Source organism: Pantoea sp. ICBG 985 (assembly GCF_002928365.1).
Classification (GTDB): Bacteria; Pseudomonadota; Gammaproteobacteria; order Enterobacterales; family Enterobacteriaceae; genus Pantoea; species Pantoea dispersa.
Genome location: NZ_POWM01000005.1, coordinates 411,125 through 428,854, shown reverse-complemented (window position 1 = coordinate 428,854; position 17,730 = coordinate 411,125). Strand labels below are relative to the sequence as shown.

General features: G+C 59.1%; 15 protein-coding genes. All 15 read right to left on the bottom strand.

Annotation, left to right across the window (positions count from 1 at the left end; genetic code table 11):
* Entirely contained in the window at positions 1-921 is a 921-nt protein-coding gene (locus tag C1Y42_RS17245; RefSeq protein WP_088516651.1) for a D-alanine--D-alanine ligase, read from the bottom strand.
* Positions 914-2,389 (bottom strand): UDP-N-acetylmuramate--L-alanine ligase, encoded by a 1,476-nt coding sequence (murC, locus tag C1Y42_RS17240; protein WP_031279704.1) that lies wholly within the window; start codon positions 2,387-2,389, stop codon positions 914-916. Before murC ends, C1Y42_RS17245 begins: the two co-directional genes overlap by 8 nt.
* A 70-nt stretch (positions 2,390-2,459) precedes the next feature.
* Complete coding sequence (gene murG, locus C1Y42_RS17235) at positions 2,460-3,518, bottom strand: undecaprenyldiphospho-muramoylpentapeptide beta-N-acetylglucosaminyltransferase (RefSeq protein ID WP_059010288.1); 1,059 nt, start codon at positions 3,516-3,518, stop codon at positions 2,460-2,462.
* Positions 3,515-4,729, bottom strand: a complete 1,215-nt coding sequence (gene ftsW / locus C1Y42_RS17230; RefSeq protein ID WP_021507561.1) for a cell division protein FtsW — start codon at positions 4,727-4,729, stop codon at positions 3,515-3,517. Before ftsW ends, murG begins: the two co-directional genes overlap by 4 nt.
* Positions 4,729-6,045 carry a UDP-N-acetylmuramoyl-L-alanine--D-glutamate ligase gene (gene murD / locus C1Y42_RS17225; protein WP_104094004.1) on the bottom strand — a complete coding sequence of 439 codons (1,317 nt, stop codon included), beginning with the start codon at positions 6,043-6,045 and terminating at the stop codon, positions 4,729-4,731. The genes ftsW and murD overlap by 1 nt, the downstream gene beginning before the upstream one ends.
* A 2-nt stretch (positions 6,046-6,047) precedes the next feature.
* The gene (mraY, locus tag C1Y42_RS17220) at positions 6,048-7,130 is read right to left on the bottom strand and encodes a phospho-N-acetylmuramoyl-pentapeptide-transferase (RefSeq protein WP_021507563.1); all 1,083 of its coding nucleotides are present in this window, start codon (positions 7,128-7,130) and stop codon (positions 6,048-6,050) included.
* Positions 7,124-8,485 (bottom strand): UDP-N-acetylmuramoyl-tripeptide--D-alanyl-D-alanine ligase, encoded by a 1,362-nt coding sequence (gene murF, locus C1Y42_RS17215; RefSeq protein ID WP_021507564.1) that lies wholly within the window; start codon positions 8,483-8,485, stop codon positions 7,124-7,126. Before murF ends, mraY begins: the two co-directional genes overlap by 7 nt.
* A complete protein-coding gene (murE, locus tag C1Y42_RS17210; protein ID WP_021507565.1) occupies positions 8,482-9,969 on the bottom strand; it encodes a UDP-N-acetylmuramoyl-L-alanyl-D-glutamate--2,6-diaminopimelate ligase in 1,488 nt (495 codons plus the stop codon). The genes murF and murE overlap by 4 nt, the downstream gene beginning before the upstream one ends.
* Entirely contained in the window at positions 9,956-11,725 is a 1,770-nt protein-coding gene (locus C1Y42_RS17205; protein ID WP_021507566.1) for a peptidoglycan glycosyltransferase FtsI, read from the bottom strand. Before C1Y42_RS17205 ends, murE begins: the two co-directional genes overlap by 14 nt.
* 16 nt (positions 11,726-11,741) lie before the next feature.
* A complete protein-coding gene (gene ftsL / locus C1Y42_RS17200; protein ID WP_021507567.1) occupies positions 11,742-12,062 on the bottom strand; it encodes a cell division protein FtsL in 321 nt (106 codons plus the stop codon).
* On the bottom strand, positions 12,059-13,000 hold the full coding sequence (gene rsmH, locus C1Y42_RS17195; RefSeq protein ID WP_058774829.1) for a 16S rRNA (cytosine(1402)-N(4))-methyltransferase RsmH: 942 nt from the start codon (positions 12,998-13,000) through the stop codon (positions 12,059-12,061). Before rsmH ends, ftsL begins: the two co-directional genes overlap by 4 nt.
* A 2-nt stretch (positions 13,001-13,002) precedes the next feature.
* A complete protein-coding gene (gene mraZ, locus C1Y42_RS17190) occupies positions 13,003-13,461 on the bottom strand; it encodes a division/cell wall cluster transcriptional repressor MraZ (protein ID WP_058774830.1) in 459 nt (152 codons plus the stop codon).
* Between the two features lie 492 nt (positions 13,462-13,953).
* Positions 13,954-14,964, bottom strand: a complete 1,011-nt coding sequence (gene cra, locus C1Y42_RS17185; RefSeq protein ID WP_010615604.1) for a catabolite repressor/activator — start codon at positions 14,962-14,964, stop codon at positions 13,954-13,956.
* A gap of 197 nt (positions 14,965-15,161) precedes the next feature.
* On the bottom strand, positions 15,162-15,653 hold the full coding sequence (gene ilvN, locus C1Y42_RS17180) for an acetolactate synthase small subunit (RefSeq protein WP_010615603.1): 492 nt from the start codon (positions 15,651-15,653) through the stop codon (positions 15,162-15,164).
* Between the two features lie 2 nt (positions 15,654-15,655).
* Entirely contained in the window at positions 15,656-17,380 is a 1,725-nt protein-coding gene (gene ilvI / locus C1Y42_RS17175) for an acetolactate synthase 3 large subunit (RefSeq protein WP_031279705.1), read from the bottom strand.
* Positions 17,381-17,730 lie beyond the last annotated feature (350 nt).

Here is a 17,730-nt window from a genome sequence, read left to right as displayed (position 1 = left end):
TCAGTCAGCCAGCTCCAGAATGCGCGCCACCAGTTGCGGGAAGCTGTATCCCGCCTGCTTTGCCGCCATCGGCACCAGGCTGTGGCTGGTCATGCCAGGCGAGGTGTTCACTTCCAGCAGCTGGAAGTTGCCGTCGCCGTCGACCATCACATCAACCCGTCCCCAGCCGCTGCAGCCTAACGCGCGCCACGCGGCCAGCACTAATGTCTGCAGTTCCGCCTCTTTCTCCGCACTCAGGCCGCTCGGGCAGAAGTATTGAGTATCGTCAGAAATGTATTTTGCTTCATAGTCATAGAACTCGCTGGCGGTCTGAATTCTGATTGACGGCAGAATTTCGTCGCCGACGATGCCCACGGTGTATTCGGCGCCGCTGAGAAAAGCTTCCACCAGCACGTCATCATCATGGCGAAACGCCTCCTGCAGCGCGGCTGGCAGCGCTTCCGCCTGGTTCACGCGGCTGATGCCGACGCTGGAACCTTCACAGCTTGGCTTCACAAACAGCGGCAGTCCGAGCGCGTCAATCGACGCCTGCGCTGCAGCATCCAGCCCCTGCTCATACTGCTGGCGCGTCAGCCAGACAAATTTGCCCGCCGGCAATCCCCTGCCCTGCCACAGCAGTTTGCTGCGCAGTTTATCCATGGTGATGGCCGACGCCATGACGCCGCTGCCGGTGTAGGGCAGTTGCAGAAACTCCAGCAGCGCCTGCAGCGTGCCATCTTCGCCACCGCGACCGTGCAGTGCGATAAACGCTTTGGCAAAGCCCTGCTGCGGGAGGTCCAGCACTGAGACGTCACGGGTGTCGACACCGTGCGCATCAATGCCCATCTCGCGCAGTCCCGCCAGCACCGCGCTGCCGGACATCAGTGACACCTCGCGCTCGGCGGAGGTACCGCCCATCAATACCGCGACTTTCTCAGCCATGGCGCGCCTCCGTGTTCAGAGCCGGCTGCAGCTGAATCTCAGCCAGCTTGCGGGCAATTTTGCCGATGTTGCCGGCGCCCTGCACAATCACCAGATCGTCGCCGGACAGCAGCGGTGCCAGCGCATCCGGCAGCGCTTCGTGCTCGGAGACCAGAATCGGATCGACCTTGCCGCGATTGCGGATGGCACGGCACAGTGAACGGCTGTCCGCGCCCGGAATAGCGGCTTCGCCCGCCGGGTAGACATCCAGCATCAGTAACACATCCACCTGCGACAGCACATTGGCGAAATCATCGAACAGGTCGCGGGTGCGCGTATAGCGATGCGGCTGAAACACCATCACCAGCTTTTTCTCTGGCCAGCCGGCGCGCGCCGCTTTGATGGTGACATCCACTTCGGTCGGATGATGGCCATAATCGTCGACCAGCATCGCGCTGCCTGGCTTACCGTTAACGGCTGCGGTGTCAAACTCGCCCAGCACGTCGAAACGTCGACCGGTGCCCTGGAAACTCTCCAGCGCCGCCAGAATAGCGTTGTCGTCGATGCCCTCTTCGCTGGCAACCGCCACGGCTGCCGCGGCGTTCAGCGCGTTATGGCGACCCGGCGCATTCAGCGTCACGTGCAGCACCGGCTTGTCCTGACGAATCAGGGTGAAGTGGCCCTGCGCGCCGCGCTGTTCGTAGTTTTCGACCCGCACATCCGCATCGTCGCTGAAACCATAGGTGGTGACCTGACGGCCCACGCGCGGAATCAGATCGCGAATCACCACATCGTCCACGCACATCACCGCGCGCCCGTAAAACGGCAGGTTGTGCAGGAAGTTAATAAACGTCTGCTTCAGGTTCTCAAAATCGCCCTGATAGGTATCCATGTGATCCGCTTCGATGTTAGTGACAATCGCCACCATCGGTTGCAGATGCAGGAAAGACGCGTCGCTTTCGTCCGCTTCCGCAATCAGATAACGGCTGCTGCCGAGGCGCGCGTGCGTACCCGCCGCTTTAACCAGACCGCCATTGACGAACGTCGGATCGAGACCGCCTTCCGCATAAATACTGGTCACCATCGCAGTGGTGGTGGTTTTACCGTGCGTGCCGGCAATCGCGATGCCGTGACGGAAACGCATCAGCTCAGCCAGCATCTCCGCCCGGCGGATCACCGGGATACGCTGCTCACGCGCCGCCACCAGCTCCGGGTTGTCCTGCGCCACGGCGGTGGAAACCACGACGACGCTGGCGTCGGTAACATTTTCCGGGCGATGGTTGAAGTAAATGGTCGCGCCCAGCGAGGCCAGATGCTGCGTAACCGGATTGGGCGCCAGATCGGAGCCGCTAATGTGATAGCCTTCGTTCGCCAACACCTCGGCAATACCGCCCATGCCGGCACCGCCGATGCCGACAAAGTGGATGTGCCGGACGCGACGCATCTCGGGCACAATAGAACGCAGTTTTGCCAATTGTTGTGTATTCATCTGTCTCTGTTACCTGTTTTCCCGTTTGCACCTGCATTCAGATGCGGGCCAGTCAAACTGACCGGTTAACTTACTTCGCGACGCGCGCAACCTCTTGTGCCACCCGTTCGGTCGCATCAGGAATCGCGACCTGGCGGGCTTTTTCCGCCATCGCCAGCAGCGTGGCGCGATCCCAGTGGCGCAGCGTGTCTGCGACGGCCGCAGCAGTAAACTGCGGCTGCTCGAAAATTTTGGCCGCGCCGGCTTTTTCCAGCGGCAGCGCATTCCAGTACTGCTGACGATCTTTGTGCTGGAACGGCACGAAAATCGCCGGTAAACCCGCCGCCGCCACTTCACTGACGGTCAGCGCGCCGGAGCGGCACACCACCACATCGGCCCACGCATAGGCTTGCGCCATGTCATCGATAAACTCGGTGACCTTGTGCTGCGGCTGACCAGCGGCCTGATACGCCTGCTGCACGGTCTCCCGTGCGCCTTTGCCGGTCTGATGCCACAGCGTGATGGCGTCACCCAGCTCGGCGGCGACCTGCGGCACGATCTGATTGAGGATGCGCGCCCCCTGACTACCGCCAATCACCAGCACGCGAATCGGCCCGCTGCGGTGTGCCAGACGCTGCGCCGGCAGCGGCAGCGCCAGCACATCATTACGCACCGGGTTGCCCACCACCTCGGCAGTAGGGAACGCGCCCGGAAATGCCTGCATCACTGTGGTAGCGATTTTCGCCAGCCACTTATTGGTCAGCCCGGCAATGCCGTTCTGCTCGTGCAGCACCACCGGGATGCCGCAACTCCACGCCGCAAGGCCGCCCGGACCGGAAACATATCCGCCCATGCCCAGCACCACATCCGGCTGCCAGTTTTTCATGATGCGGCGCGCCTGGCGCCACGCATTGAAAATGCGCACCGGTGCCAGCAGCAGGGCCTTTACGCCTTTACCGCGCAGTCCGCTGATGCGAATGAAGTCGATATCGATGCCATGCTTTGGCACCAGATCGGCTTCCATCCGGTCTGCCGTTCCCAGCCAGCGCACCTGCCAGCCTTGTTCGATCAGATGATGCGCCACGGCCAGTCCGGGAAACACATGTCCGCCGGTCCCCCCTGCCATGACCATCAGCCGTTTACCACTCATCGGGCACCTCGGGTAAACGCCTGGGCTTTTGCCAGACGTGTTTCATAATCTATGCGCAATAAAAACACGATGGCGGTCGACATAATGATCAGACTCGATCCACCGTAACTGATCAGCGGCAGCGTCAGGCCCTTGGTCGGCAGCATACCCGCCGCCGCACCGACGTTAACCAGCGCCTGGAAGCTAAACCACACGCCAATGGAACAGGCGAGGAAGCCGGAAAAACGCTGGTCGATCTCCAGCGCGCGACGGCCAATCGACATTGCGCGAAAAGCGACGAAGAATACCATCAACAGCGCCAAAACCACACCGACATAACCCAACTCTTCACCGATAATTGAGAAGATAAAGTCGGTATGCGCTTCCGGCAGATACTCCAGTTTCTGCACCGAGTTGCCCAGGCCCTGTCCCCAGAACTCACCGCGGCCAAACGCCATCAGCGACTGGGTCAGCTGGTAGCCGCTGCCGAATGGATCTTCCCACGGGTTCCAGAAGGAGGTCACGCGGCGCATACGGTAAGGTTCCGCGATAATCAGCAGCACCACGGCGAAAATGCCCGAGCCGATAATCGCCAGGAACTGCCACAGTTTGGCGCCCGCCAGGAACAGCATCGCCAGCGTGGTAACAAACAGCACCACCACAGTGCCGAGGTCCGGCTGGGCCAGCAGCAGCACCGCCAGCACCACCATCACGCCCATCGGCTTACAGAAGCCCCAGAAGTTGTTCCGCACCTCTTCCACTTTGCGCACCAGATAACTGGCGAGATAGCAGAACAGCGACAGCTTGGATAACTCCGCCGGCTGAATACGCAGCGGCCCGAGCGCGATCCAGCGCGATGCGCCGTTAACCGAGCTACCGACCACCAGTACGATCAGCAGCATCGCCACCGAAGCCATCAGCATCGCGTTACTGTAGCGCTGCCAGAAATCCATCGGTACGCGCAACGTCACTAACGCCATCCCCAGCGCCAGGGCGATATAAAAGGCATCTCGCTTGGCAAAGTAGAACGGATCGTCGTTAAGACGCTGTCCAACCGGCATCGACGCCGAGGTGACCATGACAAAACCGATAATCGCCAGGCCAAATGTCAGCCATAGCAGCGTGCGGTCATACAGCACCACCGGCGCGTCGTCGTTGTCGCGCGCGCCCATCACCCAATCACGCAGGCGCAGCGAAATAAAACTGGCGATACTGGCTCCGGGAATACGCATCAGCTCAGCTCCTTCGCCAGTTGCGCGAAGCGATCGCCACGCTGTTCAAAATTACGGAACTGGTCGAGGCTGGCGCAAGCCGGTGACAGCAGCACCAGGTCGCCCGCCTGCACCTGAGCGGCAATCTGCGTCATCGCCTGTTCGAGCGTGTCGGTGCGCGTCGCCACCGCCGGACGCAGCGCGGCCAGCGCATCGCCGTCGCGGCCAAAGCAGAACAGCCTCACGTTGTCGCCCTGCAGATAGCGCGCCAGCGGCGTAAAGTCCGCCCCTTTGCCATCGCCACCCAGCAGCAGCCACAGCGTACCTTTCACCTGCAGGCCGTTAAGCGCGGCTTCGGTGCTGCCCACGTTGGTGGCTTTCGAATCATTAATCCAGCGCACGCCATGCGCTTCGTGCACCAGCTGGAAGCGATGCGGCAGGCCGCTGTAGGTGGTTAACGCTTTCAGGCTGGAAGCGCGCGGGATCTTCACCGCATCGGCCAGCGCCAGCGCGGCCAGCGCATTGGTGTAATTGTGCTGCCCGACCAGCTTCATCTCGTCGGTATTAAGGACTTTCTCGCCCTTCACCCGCAGCCAGGTACTGCCCTGCTGCTGGTTGAGGTGATAATCGCCAACGTCGATGCCAAAGCTGACGCAGCGGCGATCGGCGCCGCGCACCGGCATGGTCATGCCATCGTCGGCATTCACCACGCAGATATCCGCGTTTTCATAGATACGTAATTTAGCGGCGCGGTACTGCTGCATGCCGAGCGGATAGCGATCCATATGATCCTCAGTGACGTTGAGGATGGTTGCCGCCGCTGCTTTCAGGCTGTAGGTGGTTTCCAGCTGGAAGCTGGAGAGCTCCAGCACATACAGCTGCGCCGGCGATTTAAGCAGCGTCAGCGCTGGCAGCCCAATGTTGCCGCCTACGCCCACCTGCCAGCCCGCAGCGCGCGCCATTTCGCCCACCAGCGTGGTGACGGTACTTTTGCCATTGGAACCGGTGATCGCCACAATCGGCGCCTGCGCCTCACGGCAGAACAGTTCGATATCGCCGACAATTTCAATGCCGGCGTCGGCCGCTTCGCTCAGCGCCGGGTGCGCCAGCGCGATGCCCGGGCTGGCGATGATCAGATCGCATGCCAGCAGCCAGTCGCTGTTGATACCGCCAACGTGGCGCTCCACCTGCTCTGGCAGTTTGTCCAGCCCCGGCGGTGACACACGGGTATCCATCACGCGGGGCGTCACGCCCTGCGCGAGGAAGAAATCAACACAGGACAGGCCGGTAATGCCTAATCCAATGATGACGACTTTTCTGCCCCGATAGTCAGCCATGATTAACGTACCTTGAGCGTTGCCAGGCCAATCAGCACCAGCATCAGCGAAATAATCCAGAAGCGCACGATCACGCGCGGCTCCGGCCAGCCTTTCAGTTCATAGTGGTGGTGAATCGGTGCCATGCGGAAAATACGCTGACCGCGCAGCTTGAACGAACCCACCTGCAGGATCACCGACAGCGTCTCAACCACAAATACGCCGCCCATAATCACCAGCAAAAATTCCTGACGCAGCAGCACTGCCAGCGTGCCCAGTGCGCCGCCCAGCGCCAGCGAACCCACGTCGCCCATAAAGACCTGCGCCGGATAGGTGTTGAACCACAGGAAGCCGAGACCGGCCCCGACAATCGCGGTACAGACAATCACCAGCTCACCGGCGTGGCGCAGATACGGGATGTGCAGATACTCGGCAAATTTCACGTTACCGGTCGCCCAGGCCACCAGCGCAAATCCCGCCGCGACAAACACCGTTGGCATGATGGCCAGACCATCCAGACCGTCTGTCAGGTTTACCGCATTACCGGTTCCGACAATCACAAAATAGGCCAGCACCACGTAGAACAGGCCGAGCTGCGGCATAACATCTTTGAAGAACGGCACCACCAGCTGTGTGGCAGGCGTATCTTTACCGGCGATGAACAGCGCGAACGCCACGCCGAGCGAAATCACCGACATCCAGAAATATTTCCAGCGCGCGATCAGGCCCTTAGTGTCTTTACGCACCACTTTGCGATAGTCATCAACAAAGCCAATTACGCCAAAACCGACCAGCACCACCAGCACGCACCAGACGTAAGGATTGGACGGATAAGCCCACATCAGCACCGAAACCGTGATGGAAGTCAGAATCATTATGCCGCCCATGGTCGGCGTGCCGCGCTTGCTGAAGTGCGACTCCGGACCATCGTTACGTACTACCTGGCCAATCTGCAGTTTCTGCAGCCAGGCGATCAGGCGCGGGCCCATCCATAAAGAGATGAACAGAGCGGTCAGCAGGCTGACAATGGCGCGAAACGTCAGATAGGAAAAGACGTTAAAGCCGGAATAAAATGCGACCAGATGTTCGGCCAGCCAGACTAGCATGTTCCTTTCTCCTGTAAGCTCTGTATTACCTGCTCCATGGCGGCACTACGTGAACCTTTAACCAAAATAGTGATGTCCGCATGTAGGGACAGCAGCGTGCGTAAACGTTCAGTCAGTTCAGCTTTACTGGCGAAATGTTCGCCCCGGCCGCTGCTTTCACTAATCAAATGGCTGAAGCTGCCGGTGCTCAGCACACAATCAATACCGGCGGCTTTCGCCGCTTCGCCCACCTGACGATGACAGGCTTCGGCTTCGTCGCCCAGCTCGCCCATGTCGCCGACCACCATGACGCGGAAGCCCGGCATATCGCCCAGCACCTGCGCAGCGGCGGTCATCGAGCCAACGTTAGCGTTGTAGCTGTCATCCAGCAGCAGCTGATTACCGGCGAGGCGAATCGGGAACAGGCGCCCAGGAACGGGCTGTAAGGTTTTAAGGCCAGACTGGATAGCGGTTAACGGCGCGTCAACCGACAGCGCCAGCGCGGCAGCAGCCAGCGCATTAGCGATATTGTGCCGGCCCGGCAGCGGCAGCTCGACGGCGATGTCGCCGCGCGGCGTGTGCAGGGTAAACAGCGTGGCGTCAGCGCGCAGTACGATATCGCTGGCGCGGAACTCCGCGTCTGCCATCGGCTGCGGCGAAAAGCGCCACAGGGTTTTGTCAGCAAACTGCGGCTGCCAGTTGGGCAGATCGTTGCTGTCAGCGTTGATGATTGCAGTGCCGTGCACCGGTAAGCCGCCAAAGATTTCGCCTTTGGCTTTTGCCACGCCCGCCAGTGAACCGAAGCCTTCCAGATGCGCCGCCGCCAGATTGTTGACCAGCGCGGTTTCCGGACGCACCAGATTGGTGGTGTAGGCGATTTCACCCTGATGGTTCGCGCCCATTTCAATCACGGCATACGCGTGTTGCGGGGTAAGACGCAGCAGCGTCATCGGCACGCCGTAATCGTTGTTGAGATTGCCGGCGGTATACAGCGTTTCACCGCACTGGCGCAGAATCGCCGCGGTCATCTCTTTCACGGAGGTTTTACCGGAGGAGCCGGTCAGCCCCACCACGCGCGCTTTCGCCTGCTGACGCACCCAGGCGCCGAGCTGACCAAAGGCGATACGCGTGTCAGCGACCACCACCTGCGGCACGTCGACCGCTAAACGACGATTCACCAGCAGCGCCTGTGCGCCACTGGCGATAGCGTCGGCGGCAAAATCGTGCGCATCAAAACGTTCGCCCACCAGCGCGACAAACAGGCTGCCTGGGGTAACTTTACGGGTATCCGTGGTGACATCAGCAATAGTGAGATCGCTGCCGTGCAGTTGCCCACCGCTAATCTCTGCCAGGGTTTTCAGCGTAACCGGAATCATGCCATTACCCCCAGCAAACGGGCGACGGTGTCGCGGTCAGAGTAGTCAAGGCGGCGGTTGCCGATGATTTGATAATCTTCATGGCCTTTACCGGCCACCAGCACGATGTCGTCGGCGCTGGCCTGCATCACCGCATGGGTAACCGCCTGCGCTCGTCCTGCAATAACGCGTGCCCGGCCCGGATCGAGCAGGCCGGTGAGAATGTCGTTAACAATCGCCGTCGGCTCTTCGCTCCGCGGATTGTCATCGGTGATCACCACGATATCGGCAAACTGTTCGGCAATCGCGCCCATCAGCGGGCGTTTGCCTTTGTCACGGTCGCCACCGCAGCCAAATACGCACCACAGCTGGCCCTTGCAGTGCAGCCGGGCCGCCTCCAGCGCTTTTTCCAGCGCGTCTGGCGTATGTGCGTAATCCACCACTACCGTCGGCTTGTGCGCGGCGGTGAACACTTCCATACGCCCGCACACCGGCTGCAGCTGGCTGGCACTGGCCACCAGCGTGTCGAGCGGATAATCCAGCGTCAGCAGTGTCGCCAGCGCCAGCAGCAGATTGCTGACGTTAAAGGCGCCCATCAGGCGGCTGTCAAACTCGCCGTTGCCCCAGCTTGAACTGAACTGCACGTGTGCGCCGCCGTCGTGATAATCGATCGCCGTCGCCTGCAGCCAGCGGCCACGACAGCCGGGCTGCAGATTGTTGCTCAGCGTAACGGCCACGGCATCCGGTAATTTTTCCAGCCAGCGGCGGCCCACTTCATCATCAGCGTTGATGATGGCCTCGCCTACCTGATGCTCAGAGAACAGCAGCCACTTGGCTGATTCGTAGCCCTGCATGTCACCGTGATAATCAAGGTGATCGCGGCTCAGATTGGTAAATACCGCGGCGGCAAACGGCAGCGCGGCCACGCGATGCTGCACCAGACCGTGCGAAGAAACCTCCATCGCGGCGACGCTAGCCCCCTGCCCGACCAGGTCGTGCAGAATATGCTGTACATCCACCGCTGAACCGGTGGTGTTTTCACTCGGCACCAGCTGACCGTACAGGCCATTGCCCACCGTGCCCATCACCGCACCGGTTTCGCCCAGCAGGTTGGCCCAATGCGCAATCAGCTGCGTGGTGGTGGTTTTACCGTTAGTGCCGGTCACACCAATCAGCTTTAATTTTTCAGCCGGCTGCTGGTAGAAACGCCCGGCCAGCGCGGAAAGGCGCTGCGGCAGCTGAGCCAGATAGATAACCGGGACGCCGTGCATCTCGCGGATATCCCCATCGCTGGCTTCGCCTTCAGCCTCGGCAATGACCGCCGCCACACCCTGGGCGATGGCCTGTGGAATAAATCGACGTCCATCAGCATGATGGCCCGCCACGGCGATAAACAGATCGCCAGCAGCCGCAGCGCGGCTGTCCAGTGTCATGTCACGGAGTGGACGCGCCGGCGCGCCAGGCACCCACGGGGCCAGCAAGTCGCGCAGGTTACGATCTGTCACTTGATTCCTCACTTCTCTTATTCTTCACCAACTCGTTTTTATCCACCGTTGGCAGCGCATCCGGTTCAATGTTCATGGTGCGCAGCACACCGCCCATGATGGCGCCAAACACCGGTGCAGAAACCGCACCACCATAATATTTACCGGCCTGGGGATCGTTGATCACCACCACCAGCGCAAAACGCGGGCGACTGGCAGGCGCAACGCCCGCGGTGTAAGCAATGTATTTATTGACGTAGCGTCCGTCCGGCCCGACTTTTTTCGCGGTACCGGTTTTGATCGCGATGCGATAGCCCTTGATGGCGGCTTTAACACCACCGCCACCCGGCAGCGCCACGCTTTCCATCATGTGCATCACGGTTTTCACCAGGTCTTCCGGGAAAACGCGCTCGCCCGCCACCGGCGGGTCAACTTTGGTAATCGACAGCGGGCGGTTGATGCCGTAGCTGCCAATGGTTGCGTAGACTCGCGCTAACTGTAACGGCGTTACCATTAGCCCATAGCCGAAAGAGAAGGTGGCCCTCTCTATGTCAGACCACCGTTGTTTTTGAGGGTATAAGCCACTACTTTCCCCGACCAGCCCCAAATTGGTCGGTTTACCCAGACCAAAGCGCGCGTAAGTTTCTACCAGCGCTGAGGAGGGCATCGCTAACGCGAGGCGCGAAACCCCGACGTTACTCGACTTCTGCAGAACCCCGGTAAGGGTCAATTCGTTATAGCGCGCCACGTCCTTGATCTCATGACCATTGACGCGATACGGCACGGTGTTCAGAACGCTGTTCTCTTTCACCACGCCGCGCTGTAGTGCGGTCATCACCACCATTGGCTTCACGGTGGAACCCGGCTCGAAGATGTCGGTAATAGCGCGGTTACGCATGACGTCTTTCGGCGTGTTGCTGAGATTATTGGGGTTGTAAGCCGGGCTGTTGGCCATCGCCAGCACTTCGCCGGTGTTCACGTCCACCAGCACCGCAGTACCCGATTCGGCTTTGTTGAAGGCAACGGCATTGTTCAGTTCGCGGTACACCAGCGCCTGCAGGCGCTCGTCGATGCTCAGCGTCAGGTTGTGCGCGGCGCGGCTATCGACCGAGGAGATATCTTCAATTACCCGCCCGTAGCGGTCTTTGCGCACGGTACGTTCGCCCGGCTCGCCGGTCAGCCATTTATCAAAGCTCTTCTCGATGCCTTCAATGCCCTGGCCGTCAATGTTGGTGAAGCCAATCAGGTGGGCAGTGACCTGACCGGCCGGATAGTAGCGGCGCGACTCCTGGCGCAGGTAAATACCGGGCAGCTTGAGCTTTTTCACGTATTCGCCAATCGCCGGGTTAACCTGACGGGCGAGGTAAATAAAGCGCCCTTTTGGGTTGGCGTTGACGCGCGCCGCCAGCTGATCCAGCGGGATCGACAGCGCATCCGACAGCGCTTTCCAGCGGCTATCAACGGTGACGCCGCCGTGCTCGGTCAGCTCTTTGGGATCGGCCCAGATGGCGTTAACCGGCACGCTTACCGCCAGCGGGCGTCCGGCGCGATCGCTGATCATGCCGCGTGCGGTAGGCACTTCCTGCACGCGCAGCGAACGTAAATCGCCTTCCTTCACCAGCTTATCCGGGCTGATGACCTGCAGCCACGCCACGCGCGACAGCAATCCGCCCAGCGCCAGAAGAATACAGCCGCACAGCAACGCAAAACGCCAGCTTACAAAGCTGGCCTTATCTTCCTGTTTTCTTAACTTCAGCGTTTTGCCTGCGCCGCTCATTGAGGTCTGCGATTCCTTATTTCTGCACCACAATATTTTCCTGTGAAGGATCAACATGCTGCAACTGCAGCTTGTCGGTTGCTATCCGTTCTACCCGGCTGTGATCGCCCAGCGCATTCTCTTCGAGGATCAGGTTGCGCCATTCGATATCCAGCGCATCACGCTCCAGTACCAGCTGCTCACGCTGCGCCGTCAGCAGACGGGTCTTATGCGTGGTGGTCACCACCAGCACCGAAGAAACCAGCACGGCGATCAGCAGCAGCAGCGGGATCTTGCCAAAACGCAGCAGATCGCCACCAATGACGCCGGGCAGGCTGTGACGCTCATTGCCAATCACGATGCGGTTCTCTCAGCGATACGCAGGACCGAACTGCGCGCGCGCGGGTTGTCTTTGACTTCGGCTTCGCCAGGAATCAGCTTGCCGAGGGTTTTCAGTTCACGTCCGCCCAGCGCTTTCAGCTGGCTCTCGGTCATCGGAATCCCGGCCGGCACCTGCGGTCCGCGGCTCTGGTCACGCATGAAGCGCTTCACCAGCCGATCCTCCAGCGAGTGGAAGCTGATGATGGATAAACGCCCGCCCGGTGCCAGCACCGTCAATGCCCCTTTGAGCGCGATATCGATCTCTTCCAGCTCACTGTTGATCCAGATGCGTATCGCCTGGAAGCTGCGCGTCGCCGGATGCTTAAACTTGTCTTTTACCGGCGTTGCCGCCGCAATCAGATCGGCCAGCTCTTTGGTGCGCGTCATCGGCTGTTCCCGGTTGCGCTCGACAATGGCGCGGGCGATGCGTTTCGCAAAGCGCTCTTCGCCGTAGGTTTTCAGCACAAATGCAATATCTGCCTCTTCCGCGCTCTGCAACCACTCGGCTGCCGACTGACCGCGCGTCGGATCCATACGCATATCCAGCGGCCCGTCGCGCATAAAGGAGAAACCGCGCTCGGCGTCATCCAGCTGAGGCGAAGAGACGCCCAAATCCAGCAGTACGCCATCGATTTTGCCGGTCAGCCCGCGCTCTTCGACATACTCAGCCAGCGCTGAAAACGGCCCGTGCACAATCGAAAAACGTGAATCTTTTATCTCAGCGGCTGCGGCTATGGCTTGCGGATCGCGATCGATCGCCAGTAACTGTCCGTGCGCGCCAAGCTGCGACAGGATCAGGCGTGAGTGACCGCCGCGACCAAAGGTGCCGTCAATATAAATGCCGTCTTCCCTGATATTAAGGCCGTTAACCGCCTCATCCAGCAGCACCGTGGTGTGTTTAAAATTTTCCTGCATAGCTATAGCGACAAGTCCTGCAACCGCTCAGATAAAGGCTCCTGAGCTGACTGTTCTGCGTCAATATCGTCCTTAACTTGTTGATACCAGGTCTGTTCATCCCACAGCTCAAACTTGTTGAACTGTCCAACCAGCATCACTTCTTTGGTCAGGCTCGCATGCTGGCGCAACGTGTTCGCCAGCAGTAAACGGCCTGCGTTATCCATCTGGCACTCGCTGGCATGACCTAACAGCAGACGCTGCACGCGACGCTCGTTCGGATTCATACTGGATAACCGGGCCAGTTTTTTCTCAATAATTTCCCATTCGGGCAGGGTATAAAGCAGCAGGCAGGGCTGATGGAGGTCAATGGTGCAAACCATGTGACCCTGAGACTCTGCGAGCAGCAATTCGCGATAACGCGTCGGCACCGCCAGGCGCCCTTTGCTGTCGAGATTGACTAACGTTGCTCCACGGAACATGCCAGCCCTACCCCTCAGTTACCCGTTTTCACCACTTTATCCCACTTTTTACCACGAAACGAGTTTACGGAGCCGATGAAATCCTTGTCAAGCCGCAACGGCAAGTGAATATCACTCTTTACACCGAATGAAATTAACCGGAGAGAAGAATAAGAGGAGAATGAATGGTCAATTTAAAATTAACCTGATGAATAACAGTATAAAAAAAATTTGCGTCAGATTTATCGGTGAAAATTAGCGCAATTTTACCGCTGCGATTATTCTGCCCCAATCTGCGACGGCGGCGGCATTTTAGGGGATTTCTGAAAGGAAGCCCAGCACCATCGCGTCAGCTCTGCTATGCGCGATTGCTGAAGATGTAAACAAATAAGAAAATCCAGCGCCGATAATTCGTTAGCCGGGGCGATGATAATTTACGCTTTTTTACGCCCGTGTGCGTCTGGTTAAATATGGATGAGAGAAATTAGCGCGGGCGACGTCTCGCCCGACGCTTCATTTAGCGCGACGACTTAATTGTCCGCGGCGGAATAAATTACGGCGAATACGGGTTAAACCCGGCTTCGGTTTGCGTGGCTCATCCAGCGAAGCCAGCACCAGCTCGAGCACACGCTCAGCAACATCGCGATGGCGCTGCCCTACCGCCAGCACCGGGCACTCCAGAAAGTCTAATAATTCGTGGTCGCCGAAAGTCGCAATAGCCAGGTCAGTTGGCAAGCGACCATCACGCTTCAGCGTCACGTCCATCACCCCCTGCAGCAGGCCAAACGAGGTGGTAAACAGTGCTTCGGGCATCGCGTGGTCTTCAAGGTATTTTTCAAACAGCGTCGCCGCAGCGGCGCGGTCAAAGCTATTGCAATAGATGAAATCGATCGGGCGTTCATCGCCCTGCCACGCCTCGCGGAAACCCATTTCACGCAGGAAGCTGACCGACAGCTCCGGCAGCGCGCCGAGAAACAACACATTTTTTACCGGCAGCTGACGCAATTCAGCCGCCAGCGCCTGCGCGTCATCCTGATCGGCACCGACCACGCTGGTGAAGTGTTCACGATCCAGCGCGCGGTCCAGCGCGATAATCGGCAGCGGATCGTTGACCCAGCGCTGATAGAACGGATGTTCCGGCGGCAGCGACGTGGAGACAATGATCGCATCCACCTGACGCTGCAGCAGGTGCTCAATGCAGCGCATTTCGTTATCCGGCTGATCTTCGGAACAGGCAATCAGCAGCTGATAGCCGCGCTGACGCGCCTGGCGTTCGAGATAGTTGGCGATGCGGGTATAACTGGTGTTTTCCAGATCGGGGATCACCAGACCAATCGAACGGGTGCGTCCGGCGCGCAGGCCCGCAGCCACCGCGTTGGGGTGATAGTTGTACTCACGCACCACCGCCATGACTTTCTCAACGGTTTTGTCGCTGACACGATACTGCCGCGCTTTGCCATTGATGACATAGCTCGCCGTGGTGCGCGACACGCCCGCCAGGCGCGCAATTTCATCCAGTTTCACGATGACACCTTAATTCTGATAAGCCAGGGCTGGCGAAAATGTCCGCAGAGTAGCTAAGGGTAAAACATTTGTAACATCTAACCGCAGAACAGTACGCTGAGCAACCGCTTTTCATGCACAAGCGGCCGAAGCGCATAAAATAAAAAAACCCGGCATTCCGCCGGGTTAGCTTGAAAACCGATGATAACTTTGCGGTATTAACGCATTACGCGATCGCCGCGTGATACCCCGACGATGCCGGAACGCGCCACTTCAACGATTTCCGCCACTTCGCGCACGGTGTTGAGGAACGCGTCGAGTTTATCGCTGGTGCCGGCCAGCTGAACCGTGTACAGCGTCGGCGTCACATCGATGATCTGCCCACGGAAAATTTCCGCACTGCGTTTTACCTCTTCGCGACCGTACCCGCTGGCCTGAATCTTCACCAGCATGATTTCACGCTCGACGTAAGCGCCCTGCCCCAGTTCGCTGACGCGTAACACGTCCACCAGCTTGTGCAGCTGCTTTTCGATCTGCTCCAGTACTTTCTGGTCGCCCACGGTCTGAATGGTCATGCGCGACAGGGTAGGATCGTCGGTCGGTGCGACGGTCAGGCTCTCAATGTTATAGCCGCGCTGGGAAAACAGCCCCACCACGCGCGACAATGCGCCGGATTCGTTCTCCAGCAGAACTGATAAAATACGACGCATAATTAAGTCCTCTCCGTTTTGCTCAACCACATCTCATCCATCGCGCCACCGCGAATCTGCATCGGGTAGACGTGCTCGCTGCCGTCCACCGTGACATCCACAAACACCAGACGCCCTTTCGCCAGCGTATCGAGCGCCAGCTGCAGCTTCTCTTCCAGCTCAGCCGGATGCTGAATCGCGATGCCCACGTGGCCATAGGCTTCTGCCAGACGCACGAAGTCCGGCAGCGATTCCATATAGGATTGTGAATGGCGGCCGGAGTAAATCATGTCCTGCCACTGTTTCACCATGCCGAGGAAGCGGTTGTTCAGGTTCAGCACCAGCACCGGCAGGTCGTACTGCAGCGCGGTCGACAGCTCCTGAATATTCATCTGAATACTGCCGTCGCCGGTCACGCAAATCACGGTTTCCTGCGGCAGCGCCATCTTCACGCCGAGCGCCGCCGGCAGGCCAAAGCCCATGGTGCCGAGGCCGCCGGAGTTGATCCAGCGACGCGGTTTATCGAACTGGTAGTAAAGCGCGGCGAACATCTGGTGCTGGCCGACGTCCGAGGTCACATACGCCTCGCCGTGCGTCAGACGACAAATGGTTTCGATCACCGCCTGCGGTTTGATTTTGTCGCTGGTACGGTCAAATTCCAGGCACTTGCGGCTGCGCCAGCCTTCAATGCTCTGCCACCAGTCACGCAGGCTGTCGAGCTCCTGCTTCGCCTCGCTCTGCGCCAGCAGCTCCAGCATCTGCGTCAGCGTCTGTCTGGCATCGCCGACAATCGGAATATCGGCGCTGACGGTCTTGGAAATCGAAGTCGGGTCGACGTCAATGTGCATCACGGTGGCATTCGGGCAATACTTCGCCAGATTGTTGGTGGTGCGGTCGTCAAAGCGTACGCCGATACCAAAGATCAGATCGGCATTGTGCATGGTCATGTTGGCTTCATAGGTTCCGTGCATACCCAGCATGCCCACACACTGACGATGCGTGCCCGGGAACGCGCCCAGCCCCATCAGCGAGGTGGTGACCGGAATATTCAGCTGCTCTGCCAGCTGCAGCAGTTCCGCCTCGCAGCCAGAAGTAATGGCCCCGCCGCCGACGTAAATTACCGGCTTGTGCGCCGCCAGCAGCGTCTGCAGCGCGCGCTTGATCTGGCCTTTGTGGCCCTGCAGCGTCGGATTGTAAGAGCGCATGCTGACGGTTTCCGGCCACACGTATGGCAGCTTGTTAGCCGGATTCAGAATATCTTTTGGCAGATCGATCACCACCGGTCCCGGACGACCGCTGGCCGCCAGCCAGAAGGCTTTTTTCAGCACCGTCGGAATCTCTTCGGTGCTTTTCACCAGGAAGCTGTGCTTCACCACCGGACGCGAAATCCCCACCATGTCGCACTCCTGGAAGGCGTCATAGCCAATCAGCGAGGACGGCACCTGACCGGAGAGGATCACCAGCGGAATGGAATCCATATAAGCGGTCGCAATGCCGGTGATGGCGTTGGTAGCGCCAGGACCTGAGGTGACCAGCACCACGCCGACTTCGCCGGTCGCGCGCGCCAGGCCATCCGCCATATGTACGGCGCCCTGCTCGTGGCGCACCAGCACGTGGTCAATACCACCGACCGTTTGCAGCGCATCATAAATATCGAGCACCGCACCGCCCGGATAACCGAATACCTGCTTAACGCCCTGATCGATTAACGAACGGACGACCATTTCGGCTCCTGACAACATCTCCATTTTCTGCCTCCAGGCTTGAGAGCCAGCTGCGCCAGCAAACGCTATCCTGCGTGCCGCTCGCATCTGTCCCTTTATTGCCAATTAAGATCAAAACCTTATGTTTATGCTCAGAAGACGCCATTCATTTCGTCTTCCAGGTACAGGGAATCTACCTGCGTGGATTCTTTTGAGAGTAGGTCGATTACCATAACCGCAGAAAACCCGGCCTGCAAACGCCATAAGGCGGCACGGCGCTGTCAGTGGCAAAAAAGGCACTGACGCGTGATTATCGCCCGGGAGGAATAAACTAATGCGATGGCATAAGGACAGAGGAAAATGCTGGTTTGCAGATTATTTACAGCGTGTTGTAA